At 70.3% G+C, this 14,262-nt stretch carries 13 protein-coding genes; 3 read left to right on the plus strand and 10 right to left on the minus strand.

All coding sequences use genetic code 11. The features are described 5' to 3' along the window. Positions 1 to 26: 26 nt before the first annotated feature. Positions 27 to 1,496 carry an MFS transporter gene (locus G3I40_RS10065; RefSeq protein WP_164301806.1) on the plus strand — a complete coding sequence of 490 codons (1,470 nt, stop codon included), beginning with the start codon at positions 27 to 29 and terminating at the stop codon, positions 1,494 to 1,496. A gap of 21 nt (positions 1,497 to 1,517) precedes the next feature. On the opposite strand, the gene G3I40_RS10070 is transcribed toward G3I40_RS10065, so the two are convergent. The 4 genes from G3I40_RS10070 to G3I40_RS10085 form a co-directional block, all read right to left on the minus strand. Then, complete coding sequence (locus tag G3I40_RS10070; RefSeq protein WP_164301807.1) at positions 1,518 to 2,393, minus strand: alpha/beta hydrolase; 876 nt, start codon at positions 2,391 to 2,393, stop codon at positions 1,518 to 1,520. A gap of 150 nt (positions 2,394 to 2,543) precedes the next feature. Beyond that, positions 2,544 to 2,822: a hypothetical protein gene (locus tag G3I40_RS10075; RefSeq protein WP_164301808.1), complete on the minus strand. Its 279-nt coding sequence runs from the start codon at positions 2,820 to 2,822 to the stop codon at positions 2,544 to 2,546. Positions 2,823 to 2,910: 88 nt separating this feature from the next. Further along, positions 2,911 to 3,807: a sucrase ferredoxin gene (locus G3I40_RS10080; protein WP_164301809.1), complete on the minus strand. Its 897-nt coding sequence runs from the start codon at positions 3,805 to 3,807 to the stop codon at positions 2,911 to 2,913. 10 nt (positions 3,808 to 3,817) lie between these two features. Continuing rightward, the gene (locus tag G3I40_RS10085) at positions 3,818 to 5,023 is read right to left on the minus strand and encodes a cupin domain-containing protein (protein WP_239091645.1); all 1,206 of its coding nucleotides are present in this window, start codon (positions 5,021 to 5,023) and stop codon (positions 3,818 to 3,820) included. A 44-nt stretch (positions 5,024 to 5,067) separates the two neighbouring features. Between G3I40_RS10085 and G3I40_RS46435 the strand changes: the two genes are divergently transcribed. Together G3I40_RS46435 and G3I40_RS10095 are read left to right on the plus strand one after the other, a co-directional pair. Continuing rightward, a complete protein-coding gene (locus tag G3I40_RS46435) occupies positions 5,068 to 5,364 on the plus strand; it encodes a hypothetical protein (protein ID WP_203643757.1) in 297 nt (98 codons plus the stop codon). A gap of 335 nt (positions 5,365 to 5,699) precedes the next feature. Continuing rightward, complete coding sequence (locus G3I40_RS10095) at positions 5,700 to 7,181, plus strand: DHA2 family efflux MFS transporter permease subunit (protein WP_164301811.1); 1,482 nt, start codon at positions 5,700 to 5,702, stop codon at positions 7,179 to 7,181. 156 nt (positions 7,182 to 7,337) lie between these two features. Here the strand turns inward: G3I40_RS10095 and G3I40_RS10100 are convergent, their stop codons facing one another. From G3I40_RS10100 to G3I40_RS10125, 6 genes are all read right to left on the minus strand, one after another. After that, a complete protein-coding gene (locus G3I40_RS10100; RefSeq protein WP_164301812.1) occupies positions 7,338 to 7,757 on the minus strand; it encodes a DUF4440 domain-containing protein in 420 nt (139 codons plus the stop codon). A 98-nt stretch (positions 7,758 to 7,855) separates the two neighbouring features. After that, positions 7,856 to 9,013, minus strand: coding sequence for an ROK family transcriptional regulator (locus G3I40_RS10105; RefSeq protein WP_164301813.1), 1,158 nt, complete (start codon positions 9,011 to 9,013; stop codon positions 7,856 to 7,858). A 94-nt stretch (positions 9,014 to 9,107) separates the two neighbouring features. Beyond that, positions 9,108 to 10,607: a glycoside hydrolase family 36 protein gene (locus G3I40_RS10110; RefSeq protein WP_164301814.1), complete on the minus strand. Its 1,500-nt coding sequence runs from the start codon at positions 10,605 to 10,607 to the stop codon at positions 9,108 to 9,110. Between the two features lie 48 nt (positions 10,608 to 10,655). After that, positions 10,656 to 12,005 (minus strand): sugar ABC transporter substrate-binding protein, encoded by a 1,350-nt coding sequence (locus G3I40_RS10115; protein WP_164301815.1) that lies wholly within the window; start codon positions 12,003 to 12,005, stop codon positions 10,656 to 10,658. Between the two features lie 59 nt (positions 12,006 to 12,064). Continuing rightward, positions 12,065 to 12,955, minus strand: coding sequence for a carbohydrate ABC transporter permease (locus G3I40_RS10120; protein ID WP_164301816.1), 891 nt, complete (start codon positions 12,953 to 12,955; stop codon positions 12,065 to 12,067). A gap of 12 nt (positions 12,956 to 12,967) precedes the next feature. Continuing rightward, positions 12,968 to 13,918 (minus strand): sugar ABC transporter permease, encoded by a 951-nt coding sequence (locus G3I40_RS10125; RefSeq protein WP_164301817.1) that lies wholly within the window; start codon positions 13,916 to 13,918, stop codon positions 12,968 to 12,970. Positions 13,919 to 14,262: the final 344 nt, after the last annotated feature.

A 14,262-nucleotide genomic window follows, 5' to 3' on the forward strand; every position in this document is an offset into this window, starting at 1 on the left:
AACGGCGTTCGATGGAAGGACTTGCCATGACCACCGCCACGCTTGAAACCCCCTCCCGCAGCTACCCGTCCCTACGCGCGGCGTGGATCCCTCTGGCCGCCCTGTGCCTGGCCTTTTTCGTCGAGATGGTCGACAACACGCTGCTGTCGATCGCGCTGCCCACGATCGGCCGCGACCTCGGCAGCGGCACCACCGCGCTCCAGTGGGTCACCGGCGCCTACTCGCTGACCTTCGGCGGCCTCCTGCTCACCGCGGGGTCGATGGCCGACCGGCTCGGCCGCCGCCGGGTGCTGCTGATCGGCCTCGCCGTGTTCGGCGCGCTGAGCCTGTGCGTCGTCTGGGTCACCACCGCGGGGCAGCTCATCGCCCTGCGGGCCGCGCTCGGCATAGCCGCCGCGGCGATGGCCCCGATCACGAACTCCCTGGTCTTCCGCCTGTTCGACGACAAGGCCCTGCGGATGCGCGCCATGACGGTGATGATCGTCGTCGGCATGTCCGGATTCGTCCTCGGGCCGCTGCTCGGCGGCACGGCACTCGCGCACGTGCGCTGGGAGTGGCTGCTGGTCGTCAACGCCCCGATCGCCCTGATCGCCTGCATCGGCGTGCGGCTCGGCGTCCCGGCCGACCGGCCGCAGGACCTGACCAAGGACAGGCTCGACGTACCGGGCGCCGCCCTGAGCGTCGCCACCATCGGCCTCGCCTGCTACTCACTGACCAGCGGCGTCGAGCACGGCTGGCTCTCCGCACTCACCCTCGCCTCGATCGCGGGCGCGATCGTGGCCGCGCTCGCGTTCGTCCGGCACGAGCGCCGCAGCACGGCGCCCATGCTCGACCTGCGCCTCTTCTCCAACGGCACCGTCCGCGGCGCCGCCCTCGCGCAGATCGGTACGTCCATCGCGATGGCCAGCGTGATGTTCGGGCTGATCCTCCACTTCCAGTACGCCTACGGATGGAGCCCGGTCCGGGCCGGGCTGGCCAACCTGCCGATCATCGTGACGATGCTCGTCGCGACCCCGTTGTCCGAGTGGCTCGCGCGCCGCTTCGGCCACCGCATCGCCGTCCTGGTGGGCGCCGCCTGCCTGGCCGGTTCGCTGGCCGGTCTCGCCTGGGGCGTCGAGCACGGGTACGCCGTCATCGCGGTCTGCATGGTGCTCATGACCGTGGGGCTGCGCACCGTGATGACGATCTGCGCGGTCGCCCTCGTCGACGCGATGCCGAGCAACCGCACCTCGATCGGTGCCGCGCTCAACGACACCGCGCAGGAGGTCGGTTCCAGCGTCGGTACCGCCGTGGTCGGCACCCTGATCGCCGCCCTGGTCACCAACCAGCTCCCCGCCGGCACCTGGAGCGGCGACCTCATCGCGTCGTTCTTCCACGGCGAACGGATCACCTACGCCCTTCTCGCGGTCGTCGTCGGACTGATCGCGGCCGGCGGCGCCCTGAGCCTCACCGACTCGCACAGCGTGGAGGAAGCCGGCGCCGAGGAGAACGCCTGACGCGGACGGCGCCCGCCCCGGTCAGCCGGGGTCCGGAGCCGTCGTGAGGAAGTCGGTGAGTGCGCCGGCCAAGGCGGCGGGCGCCTGCTCGGCGACGTGGTGACCCGAGTCGATGCCGTGTCCGCGCACGTCATCGGCCCACCGGCGCCAGATGGCACGGGGGTCTCCGTACAGTTCCTCCAAGTCGTCCTGAAGGGACCACAGGACCAGTGCGGGACAGGTGATGCGGGCACCGGCGGCGCGATCGGCTTCCTCGTGCCGCCGGTCGACGGTCAGGCCCGCGCGGTAGTCCTCCAGCATCGCCCGCACCACGTCCGGATCACGTATCGCCTGCCGCCACTCGTCGTGGTTCTCCTGCCCCATGGTCTCGGGGACGCCTCGGTACCAGCCGTCCGGATCAGCTGTGATGACGCGCTCGGGGATGTCCGGCTGCGCGAAGAAGAACCAGTGCCACCACTTCGTGGCGAACTCGGGCGTGATGCGCGACAGATGCTCCGTCAGCGGCAGACAGTCGGCGAACACCACCCGGCGGACGCTGTCGGGATGGTCCAGCACCAGCCGCAGGGCCACGCTGCCGCCACGGTCGTGACCGACGAGCGAGAACCGCCGGTGCCCGAGGCGCCGCATCACGGCCACCACGTCCCCGGCGACCGCCCGCTTGGAATAACCGGCGTGGTCCGCCGTGAAGGCCGGCCCCCTGGAGCGCCCGTACCCCCTCAGGTCCGGGCACACCACCGTGTACCCGGCTGCCACGAGCAGCGGCGCGACCCGGTGCCAGGTGGCCGACGTGCGGGGATGGCCGTGCAGCAGCACCACCGCCGGCCCCTTCCCACCGAAGCGGACGAACACGCAAGCGTCACCGACGCCGATCCGCGCGGTCTCGAACCCCTCGAACATCCGGCCTCCCCGGGCACCACACGCTTCCCACGGCGCTGCATGCAATGCGAAGTGCCCCGGGGATCACGAACAATTCCCTTACTCCGCGCGGAAGTTCCCTGGCCGACGCCGAGCCGGGAACGCCCGCACCGGCGCGGGCCGTGGCTGCTGCTACTGCGGGTCCGGGGCGTCCGACATCCACGTCTCGATGCGCGTCTCGTAGATGGCTGCCACTTGGACCAGCTGTTCCCCGCTCATGTGCGGTAGCCCCTCCCTGTCCGCGAACAGGCCCTGCTGCTCGTCCAGCAGCTGCTCCATCTCCTGGGAGTCGCCGAGACCGGCCTCCCGCTTCTGCTCGATGCGGGCCGCGTAGCGCGCCAGCAGGTCGTCCAGGGCCGACAGCACCCGCGCATGCGGCTCCGTCAGGGCCTGGTCGTTCGCATCGTCCATCGAGTCCGCCTTCACATCGGGCCAGTAGCTGTCCGGGCGAAGGTAACAAGCCGCCGCTCCCCGGCCCGGCACCCCACCGGCCTTCCCTTCACCCGGTGGAGACCGACAGGACCTCGTAGACGACGGAGGAGCTGACCGAGCGTCCCTTGCAGGTCAGCTGATGCGGGGGCGCGCGGTGGGAGCGCACCTCGATCTCGTGCACCGGGGACGGCACGCCACGACCCGTGAGGCGCACGCGCCAGCGATCGTCGAGACGCAGCGTCTCCTCCACCGCGTAGTGCCGCCGGCCCGCCGGCCCGAAACGGGCGAGGGCGGCGGCGACAGCGGCCTGTTGGGGCGGGAAGAGGTCCGTGTATCCCCGCAGATGATCCGCGTGCACCCGGTCGGCCAGGTGTTCCTCGACCACGCTCACGGCCGACGCCGCATCGAGGTTGCCGTAGTAGACGCCGTCCGGCGCGATCACCACGTTGGCCGCGAACCTGTCGCCCCCCACGTGTGTGCACTCCCAGACCAGATCCGGCCACCGCTCGCTCAGGGCCCGCCCCACGGGCCGGCCGCGCACGGCGCAGCAGGCGTCGTGCAGGCCATGGGCGCAGACGAGGACGACGGGCGGCCGCCCCGCTTCGCCGGGGCTGCCCAGGGCGCCGACGATGCCTGCCAGGTCCTCGTCGCGGCTCCACTCGCCCCACGTCTGCCGGTAGTCGCCGTCCGCGCCGTGGCGCAGCACCGCCCAGCGGGGCGGACCTTGCCGCGAGCGGCGTCCGTGACGCCGGACCAACAACATCCGCGCCCTGATCGCGGCGGCAGCGGCGTACACGAGGCCCTTGGTCACCGGTTCGAGGGGGAGGCCGTCGAAGCCGTCGGCGGGCCACCCGCCCCGGTACTCGATGAGGATCCAGGTGGAGCCGTACGGCGCGGTACCCGCCAACGAGTCGCCCCGCAGCCTGGCGGCATCCGCGCAGAAGAACCGTGGTGCCGCGTTCATCGCGGTGCCGTCACGCTTCGGCGGGCACCAGCACGCCCGCGCGCAGGAGCCGGTGGACGAGTTCGAGGCCCAGATCGCGCGCGGTGTACACCCGGCCGTCCAACAGCCGGTGCACCGTGGGCAGTTGCTCCGGGGGGAAGTCGAGCCAGCCGGCGCGCGTGTGCAGGCGGTCCGCCTCCAGCCGTGCCTCCAGCGCTTCACGGAGCCGCACCCGCGAGTCCGCGGAGAGCTCGTCCACGGCCGCCAGCTGGGCCAGCGGTCCCAGGGGTGCCGGGCGGGCCTGACTCCTGCGGACCCGGTGGAACAGCGGGGCGGGGTCGGCCTCCGTCAGCGCGGCGATGAGGCGTTCACGGACCATCCCCAATTCGTCGGCGGGCCCGTCGGTGCCCAGCGGCAGGGAGCCGCGCATCTGCGGGTCGTCACGCAGCAACGCCAGTGCGCTCTGGGCGAGTTGCTCGGCCAGGCCGTGGCGCGTCCAGTTGTGGATCCCGAGCGTCAGGTGGATCGAGACGGCCCCCTGCGCCTCGGCGGCGTGCAGCCAGCCCCGCGGCAGGTAGAGCACGTCACCGGGGCGGAGCACGGTGTCGAGGTGGGCGTCGCCCTTCGCGGCCTGGGCGACCTCCTCCCGGCGCTCGGTCCACGGCTGGTCGCGCAACGGGTCGGGATGCACCGGCTCGTGGACGATCCAGCGCTTGGTGCCCGCGATCTGCAGGACGAAGACGTCGTGCACGTCGTAGTGGTCGTCGAATCCGCGGTTCTGCGGCGGAGTGACGTAGGCGTTGGCCTGTACCGGATGTCCCAGCTCGGCACCGAGCCGGGCGCTGAGGTCGGCCACCGGCTCCCACGTGCGCTGCAGGGCCTGGAGGACCAGCGTCGCGCCGTCGGCGAAGCTGCGCCACAGGGCGGTGTCGTCGAGCTGGTCCGCGACCGAAGCGCCGACCCCGCCGGGGGCGGTGTACGACGACGCGGGAAGCGTCGCACCGTCTTTGGCGACGCGGAGGAAGGGGGTGCGCAGACCGCGCCGGGAGATCAACTCGTCGACGGCGTCGGCCGAGAACAGGTCGCTGAAATCATCGGCCCCGCGCGTGAGCAGGGGGGTGCGCGCCCAGAACCCGTCGGCGAACTCCTGCCGGCTCATGTGCGTCAGACGCGCGCCAAGGACGCCGGCACCCGTCTCGGCGTCGGCGTCCTGGACCTTGCTGGTGGCGATGCTCAAACGCCACTGCCGGACTCGTCGGCCCCGCCGTCGGCGCCACCGTCGTGGACACCCGGTGTACCCGCCGCACCGCCGTCCGCGGGGCCTTCCGCCCCACCGTCGGCGCCACCGTCGTGGACTCCCGGCGTACCCGCCGCGCCACCGTCCGCAGGGCCTTCCGCCCCACCGTCGGCACCGCCGTCCTGGACTCCCGGTGTACCCGCCGCACCGCCGTCCGCGGGGCCTTCCGCCCCACCGTCGGCGCCACCGTCGTGGACTCCCGGTGTACCCGCCGCACCACCGTCCGCGGGACCCTCGTGCTGGTTGGGATCCTGATCAGGGCTCGTCATGTGTCCTCCTGAGATGTGAACGGCCGGGACGGGGTGATGTTTCTGAGTACCCCCTCATCCCCTAACAAACTCGCTCACCCCGATCCGACCGGCAACCGGAGAGTCGCACCGCCGGACACGACCCCTTCTCGTCACTCGCACGACAATGGCCCGAACGGTGGTACGGTCCCGCTCCCTAAACTGTCCATCAGTAAGTCGGACCTCAGATTGTCCGTTGTGGGTGCGGGGGCACGTCGGTCGAGTTCAGGGCGCTTCGCGTCGCCGGTCCCCGTCTGCGGCGGTGGCAGATGGCGGACGGACCCCGGCGACTCGGCGGGGTCCCGTCCTTTCCTCGGAAAGGTTGCGAAGTGACCACATCACAACGGAACGAGAACAGTCCTCCCCAGGACACGTCACGCGCCGGGCTGGACCGCGGAGTCCTCCTCGTAGCAGGCGTGGTCGTGCTCGGCGGCATCATGTCGATCCTCGACATCACGGTGGTGTCGGTCGGACTGCAGACGTTCCAGAAGGAGTTCAGCGCGACCTCGGCGCAGGTGGCCTGGACGATGACCGGCTACACGCTGGCTCTGGCGAGCGTCATCCCCCTCACCGGCTGGGCCGCCGACAGATTCGGCACGAAACGCCTCTACCTGCTGGCGATCATCCTGTTCGCCGCCGGCTCCGCACTGTGCGCGGCGGCCACCTCCCTGCAGATGCTGGTCGCGTTCCGCGTCCTGCAGGGACTGGGCGGCGGCATGCTGATGCCGCTCGGCATGACGATCCTGACGCGCGCCGCCGGCCCCGAGCGCGTCGGCCGCGTGATGGCGGTACTCGGCATCCCCATGCTCCTCGGCCCCATCTTCGGTCCCATCCTGGGCGGTTGGCTGATCGACGCCGCCTCGTGGCACTGGATCTTCCTGATCAACGTGCCCGTCGGCGTGATCGCGCTGATCTACGCGGCGAAGGTCCTGCCCAAGGACAACGTGCAGCCGTCGGAGACCTTCGACTGGCTGGGCATGGTGATGCTCTCCCCGGGCCTGGCGACGTTCCTGTACGGCGTCTCGACCATTCCCGAGTCCGGCACCGTCTGGGACGCCGAGGTGCTCGTGCCCGCGGCCATCGGGCTGGTCCTGATCGTGGCGTTCGTTCCCTGGGCGCTGAACCGGCGCAACGTTCACCCGCTCGTCGACCTGCGCCTGTTCCTCAACCGGGACATGAGCATCGCGGTCATCGCAATGTCGCTCTTCGCCGTCGCCTTCTTCGGTGCCAGCCTGCTCTTCCCGCTCTACTTCCAGCAGGTCCGCGGCGAGTCGGCGCTCGACTCCGGGCTCCTCCTCGCCCCGCAGGGCATCGGCGCGATGATCACCATGCCGATCGCCGGCATGCTGGCGGACAAGATCGGCCCCGGCAAGATCGTGATGACGGGCATCGCGGTGATCACCGTCGGCATGGGCATGTTCACGCAGCTCTCCGCCGACACCTCGTACACCTACATCATCGCGGCGCTCTTCGTGATGGGCCTCGGGATGGGCGCCTCGATGATGCCCATCATGGCCTCGGCGTTGGCCACCTTGACCGACCACACCGTCGCACGGGGTTCGACCCTGATGAACATCGTCCAGCAGGTGGCCGCCTCCATCGGCACCGCCCTGTTCTCGGTGCTCCTCACCAACGGTCTCAAGGACGGCAGTCCGACCTCTCCGGACGCCATACGGGACCACATGGGCGACGCCTATGCCTCGGTGTTCCTCGTGGCGACCGTCCTCATCGCGGTCTGCCTCATCCCCGCGGCGCTGCTGCCGCGCAGGAAGGTCAAGGCAGCCGACCCCACCGTGATGGTCGGTCACTGAGTTCCGGACTCCTCCAGAGGAGCGGGCCGCTCCCGGGCCCACCACCCGGCCTCCGGGGTCGCGAACTCTGCCGGCGAACCTGGGCCGGACGTGGCGTCGGCCTTCACGACCCGTCGTGGTCGTGAAGGCCGACGCCACGGTCAGTGAGATCCGGTGTCACGGGCGTGGGCTCTCCACGTCGTCCCAGGCCATCGAGCTCATCCTCCAGCCGGCAGGAGTCAGGACGAACTGGGTGGTCTTGCAACCGGCGCCCTCGAACCACTCGCCGTCGAGGAAACCGGACTTGCGGTATTCGCTGAACCGGTGCGCGATCGAGCCGAAGACCTCGGTCCGCTCGGCGACCTCCCATTCGGAGAACTCCGTCAGCGTCCCATCAGTGAGGATCTTCTCCCGGGGTTCGACGAACGCGTCGAGGTCGTGGATCACAGGCACGCCGCCCACGTTTTTGATGATCATTCCTTGCGGGATGAACACCTCTCGGACGGCTTCGACGTTCGGCCGGCTGCCACCGGTGTTGGTGAAGGCGCCGAGGAAAACACGCATCAGCTGGTCGAGCTCGGCCTTGACGTCGGACACGGGTACTCCTCCAAAGGGTGATCGCCTCGCGCCTGATCGTCGCCCACCGCCGGCGCGTCGGCCACCCTCTCGGCACCGGGGACGACTGTCGGGCGCGGCTACCCCTGGGGCGCTGTCGGCGCCGCCAGGCCGTCGGTGAGCAGGCGCTGGTCGACCTCGTCGAGGGCGAGCCGGACCGCCCCCAGTGCCACGCCCTCGTCGCCGAGCGTGGAGGTGCGCAGTTCGGGCAGGCGCAGGCAGTGTTTGGTGAGTTCACGGCGCAGCGGGTCGAGGACGACGTCCGCGGAACGGGAGAAACCGCCGCCGTAGACGACGACTTGGGGGTCCAGGGCGAGGACCAGCGCGGCGACGCCCACCGCGAGGTCCCGGGTGTAGCGGCGCACCGCGGTCCTCGCGTCACGGTCACCGTCCCGGGCGGCCTGGAAGACCCATGCCGCCGCCTCGCCCGGTGCGGCCGTGGCGGGGATGCCGGGGCAGGACTCCAGGTGGCCGGGGGCGTCGAGCCAGCGCACGGCCTTGAGGGCACCGATCTCCCCCGCCGCGCCCCCGAAACCGCGGCGCAGGGTGCCGTCGAGGATGAGCCCGGCGCCGGTGCGCAGTCCCGCCAGGAGGAAGACGATGTCGTCGGCGTCCTGCGCGACGCCCTTCCAGCGTTCCGCGACGGCAGCCAGCTTGCAGTCGTTCTCGACCTGGACGGGACAGGTGAAGCGGGCGCGCAGGTGCGCGACCGTGTCGGTGGTGCGCCAGCCCGGCAGCGGGGTGAACAGGCTGGTGCGCCCTGTGGCGTCGACGGGCCCGGTCACCGCGACCGTCACGGCCCAGATGTCGGCCGGGGCCATCCCGGCGCCGCGCAGCACCTCGTCGATCACCTGGTCCACCGCGCCGAGCCGGGCCTGCGGCGCGGCCTCCGGGTCGACCGGGCAGCGCCGGGTCTCCAGGAGGTTGCCCTCCAGGTCGCTGAGCATCACCAGGACCTTGTGCACCCCGATGTCGATGCCCAGTACGTGCCCGGCGCGGGCCCGGAAGCGGAAGCGGCGTGCCGGACGGCCCACCACACTGCTGGCCCCCGGCTCCTCCACCTCCGCCCAGCCGTCCGTGACCAGGGCCTGCACCAGGACGTCGACGGCCGGGCGGGACAGTCCGGTGCGGCCGGCCAACTCCGTGACGGTGGCGGGCAGTTCCCCGCGCAGCGCCCAAACGATGGACAGCTGGTTCATCTCGCGCATCCGGGACAGGTCCGTTCCGGTCGTCGCCATCTTGGTGCTCCCTGAAGGGGTTGCCGTTCCTGCCGCATGAATAATGCTGCGCAGTTTACTAATTCCTGGAGGTGGCCGTACCCGCGACCGACGATCAGGCGATGGGGTAGAGCTGCTGCGCCTCGGGATGGACGGCGGGGGTGAAGTCGACCTCGCGCCCGTCGAGCGCGAACCGGTAGCGCCCGAGCCTGCGGATCTCGGGCCGCGCCCCCAAGTACGCGGTCATCGCCTCCAGTTCGTCGGGGTGCAGCCAGCCGGGCGGATCGGAGACGGCACGGAATCCGCAGATGTCGGCGAGGTCGCGCAGCCATCGCTGCTGCTGCTCGGTCAGCAGGTTGAGGCGGCTGCGGAAGTAGACGACGTCCGGGTCGACCTCGAGCAGCGGCGACTGCCACAGCCGGTGCAGCGTGTTCACGACGGCGTTGCGGGCCAGCGCGTCGGAGGGGTCCTGGGTCGCGTAGTGCTCCCACAGGGGCGCCACGTCGGGGCCGCTGCGGATGCCGTCGAGCAGCCCGAGCGAGGGCAGCAGCGGCGCTCCGCTGCCGAGCAGGTAGGCGTCGGGACCCGCCTCCTCGCGAATGATCCGCAGCCCGGTCCGGTACGCCTCCTCGCGGCCGGTGTCGGCGTGCCGTGCCCCCGGCGCCGCGCCCGCCCCGATGAAGTCGGCCTTGAGATAGGTGAAGCCCCACTCCCGGCACACGCGGTGGATCGTCTCGCGCAGATGGTCCTGGGCCGCCGGGTGGGTCAGGTCGAGGGCCCAGTAGCCGGCGCCCCAGTTGTGTCCGGCGATCACCGGCTCACCGCTCGCGTCCCGCAGCAGCACCTCGGGCCGCTCCCGGGCGGTGCGGGACTCGGGGTGGACGATGAACGGGGCGATCCACAGCCCGGGGCGCAGCCCCGCGTCGGCGATCCGCTCGGCCAACGCCCCCATCCCGGAAGGGAACTTGGCGTTCGGCTGCCAGTCCCCCACCGCCTGCTCCCAGCCGTCGTCGACCTGGACGACGTCGAAGGGCAGCCCGCGCAGGGCGGTGATGTCCTTGGTGAGCTGCTCCTCGGTGATGTTCTCGTAGTACGCGTACCAGCTGCACCAGACGTTGCCCGCCCGCCTGCCGCTGCGCCCGAGCCGCTCGGCGAGCTGCCGGGCGTACGCGCCGAACACCTCGTCCTCGCTGCCGTACGCGAGGAACCAGGGGGCGCCCCCGCGTTCGTACCACCCGGCGAGCGTGTCCCGGTCGGCGGCCAGACGTGGCACGTCCAGGCCGAGCGCGCCCAGCAACAGCACCTGGCCGTCCGGTCCTTCGAGGGCGGCGACGGCCGACGAGTGATGGCGGGCCGGGTCGTCCCAGGAGGTGTCGTCGGCGGTGAGGCGGCGCTCGGCGCTCGCGATCCGCAGCGGTGCCTCGGACAGGCGCCGCCAGCCGCACGGGCTCCAGGAGTTGTGGCCGTGCCGGTAGAACGATGCGTCGCCGAGGCCGTGCAGGAGGGCGACGCGGCCGGGCGGGAGCAACAGTCCGCCGTCGACCGGGCGGGGCGGGGTGTCGCTGCCGAGTTCGGCGGCGACGGTGTGCGCGCCGAGGCGCAGGATCTGGGCCATGGGGCTCCTCGGATGTCGGTCGGGAACGTAGGGGCGGGCGGGGAAGGACTACTTGAAGAGGCCGTTCACCTTGTCGTTCGCGCCCTTGAGGGCGGGACCGGGCTTCGCCTGCCCCAGGACCACCGACTGGATGGCGTCCTGGACGAGCGTGCTGATCTCCGTGCCGTGTTCGGTGACGGGCAGCTGGAAGGTCACGTCCTTGTCGTTCGCGGCGTCGGTGAAGACGTGGACGTCGTCGCCCTTGGCCTTGTGTGCGGCGAGGGCCTTGGCGGTGGCGCTCTTGAGCGCGGGGAAGACGACGCCGTGCCGGGCGACGCGGTTCTGGCAGTCGGGCGAGGCGAGGAACTTGACCCACTTCCAGGCCTGCTCCTGGTGCTTGGAGCCGGCCCAGATGGCGTCCGAGAGGCCGTTGATGGCGCTCTTGCGGCCCTGCGGTCCGGTCGGCATCGGCGCGAACGCGAACTTCCCCTTGACCTTGGGATCAGTGAAGGTGGAGATCGTCCAGGATCCGGCGACCATGAGGGCGCCCTTGCCCGCGGTGAGCAGTTCGGAGTTGGCGAGCGTCGACTTCTTGTCGAAGCGGGGCGCGTACCCCTTGTCGATGAGGTGCGTGAACCAGCCTATGGTCGCGGCGAGTTGGGGGTCGTCGTACTTGAACTCGGTGCCCCACGGGTTCTTGTCGAGGTAGGTGAATCCGTTGGAGGCGGCGAGGTCGCCCCAGCCGTTCTGCCCCTGGGAACCGTCCTTCCATTCGGGCAGGAACCCGTACGTCTTGACGTGGTCCTTGTCGAAGTCGGGGTCGAGTCCGTTGCGGCCGTGGGTGTCGACGGTGGCCTTGGCGACGGTCTTCTCCAGGGTGCCGCCGTCGGTCGGGTTCCAGGTCAGGTCGTCGAGCTGAGCGGCGTCGAGTCCCTGCTTCTTCAGCTGGGCGGTGTTGTAGACGAGGGCCATGGTGTCCCAGTCCTTGGGCAGCCCGTAGCGCTTGCCGTCCTTGACCCAGGTGTCGGCGAGGCCCGCCTGGTAGGCGGACAGGTCGACCTTGTCGCGCTCCACCAGTGGTTGCAGGTCCAGGAGTTGGTTGCTCGTGGCGAACTGCGGATAGTACGAGGCCTGGTCGGTCCACACGTCGGGGGCGTCGCCGGAGGCCAGCTGGGTGGTGAGGTTCTGCCAGTACTGCTCCCACGCGGTCTGGGTGATCTTCACGGTGATGTCGGGGTTGGCCTTCTGGAACGCGGTGGCGCACTCCTGGTAGGCGGGCATCTGCTTGTCGTCCCACAGCCAGTAGTCGATGGTGGTCTTCCCGCCGGCCGTGTCGTCGGAGCCGGCGCAGGAGGTGAGGGTGGCGGTGGCGGCCAGGCACAACAGGGCCGTGCCGGCGCGCAGACGCAGGGAGCTCATGACAGGGGCCTCTCAGCTCGTACGAAGGGGGAGGTGCGTGAAGTCGTTTGTGTGGACCGCTACTTGATGCCGGTGAAGTTCAGGGACTCGACCAGGCGGCGGCCGAGCAGGAACAGCAGGACGAGGACGGGCAGCACGGACAGCGCCGACCCGGCCATGAGGCCGGTCCAGTCGGGCTGGGTGTTGGGCGACTGCTGGCGGAAGATGCCGAGGGCGACGGTCAGGACGCGGGTCTGTTCCTCACGCCCGGTCAACAGCGGCCACAGGTAGTCCTTCCAGGCCCACACCGTGGTGGTGAGGCCGATGGTCAGCAGCGGGCCGCGGCTCATCGGCAGCACGACGCGCCAGAAGAGGCCCCAGGGGCCGACGCCGTCGAGGACCGCCGCCTCCTCCACCTCCCGTGGGATGGACAGGAAGAACTGGCGCAGGAAGAACACGGCGAACGGTGTCATCAGCACGCTGGGCGCGACCATGCCCGCGAAGGTGTTCAGCCAGCCGAGGTTCTTCACCAGGACGAAGTTGGGCAGCACCGTGAAGATCGGCGGCACCATGAGGGCGCCCACGAGCACACCGAACACCAGGTTCCGCCCGGGGAAGCGCAGCCGGGCGAAGGCGTAGCCGGCCATCGCGCAGCACATCGTCTGCAGCGCGGCGATCAGTCCGCTGTAGACCACGGAGTTGAGCAGATAGCGCAGGAAGTTCACGTGCGCGCCCGAACCGCCCGCGGCCTGTGCCTTCTCCGTACTGGTGAGGCCGAGCACCCGCAGGAAGTTGATCATTGTGGGATGGTGCGGAACGAGTGCGGTGGAGTCGGTGTAGAGGTCGGCGGCGGGGGTGAGGGCGGTGCGGACCATCCAGTAGAACGGGAAGACGGTCACGACGAGCGCGAGACTGAGGGCGATCCAGGCGGCGATCCGGCCGGGTGAGGCCTTGGTGCGGAGGCGGTTCATGGTCGGGGCTCCTCAGGCCAGATCCGAGCGGGAGGCACGCAGCAGTCGCATCTGTAGGGCGGTCAGGACGCCGAGGATCACCGCGAGCAGCACGGCGATGGCGGAGGCGTAGCCCATGCGGAAGTTCGTGAACGCCTGCTCGTAGATGTAGTAGTAGATGACGCGGGTGGCGCTCACGGGGCCGCCGTAGGTGGTCACCGCGATCGTGTCGAAGATCTGGAACGAGCCGATCAGCGACACCACGAGGACGAGCGCGAGGACCGGGCGCAGCAGCGGCAGCGTGATCCGGGTGAACATGCGCCACTCGCCGGCCCCGTCCAACGAGGCGCTCTCGTAGAGGTGTTGGGGTATCTGCAGCATCCCTGCGTAGAGCAGCAGTGCCGTATATCCGGCGTAGGCCCAGGTGTTGACCGCGGCGACGGACGGCATGGCCCAGTGCGGTGAGGTGAAGAAGCCGGTGGTGCCTAGCCCCAGCGCGTTCAATACGTGGTTGACGAAGCCGAGGTCGGCGTCCAGCAGCCACATCCACAGCAGGCCCACGGTGACGTTGGGCACGAGCCAGGGCACCAGGAGCATGGCGCGGAGGGCCACCGAGCGGGTCAGGCGGTGCATCAGCGTGGCCAGGCCCAGACCGATGACCGTCTGCGAGCCGATGTTGAGGACCACATAGAAGCCGGTGACCTTCAGGGCGTTCCAGAACTGGTCGTCGCCGACGAGGCGTTGGTAGTTGTCCGCGCCGACGAACCGTGGCGGCGTGAGCAGGTTGTAGTCGGTGAGCGAGTAGTAGACGCCGCGGATCGTCGGATACGCGTAAAACAGCGCGAATCCCAACAGCACCGGGGCCAGGAACAGCCAGGCGACCCTGCGGTCGTCGCGGCGCCGGTGCGGCCGCCCGGCAGCCACCCTTTCCCGCTTCGCCTCCGCGCTCTCACGTGATGGCGCAACTGCCGTGTGCGCGCCCATGGTTGCCCTCCGAAGAGATCTGCGCCGCACCTCTTGCCAGTGGGGCACCGTGGACACATATTGATGAGGAACAGTGAAACTTTGTCAACGCTTCCTCGAAAGAAAGCGAAGTTCACTCTCACCGAGAGGCGGCGTCGGCCGGAGGACGGTACGCCTGCGGTCCGCACACACCCGCAGGTCAGGCGCACATCGGCCCGTCCGGGTCAGCAGTCACGTCCCCCTCGCACAGCAACTCCCCATCCTTTTCCGGAGGTTGAAAACATGCGCACCTTCGCTCGTCGACGCGGCAGAAGATGGCTGGCCGCACTCGCCTTCGTGGCGGCGGCCCTCGCCATGACGCTGCT

The organism is Streptomyces sp. SID14478 (genome assembly GCF_010548525.1).
Taxonomy (GTDB): Bacteria; Actinomycetota; Actinomycetes; order Streptomycetales; family Streptomycetaceae; genus Streptomyces.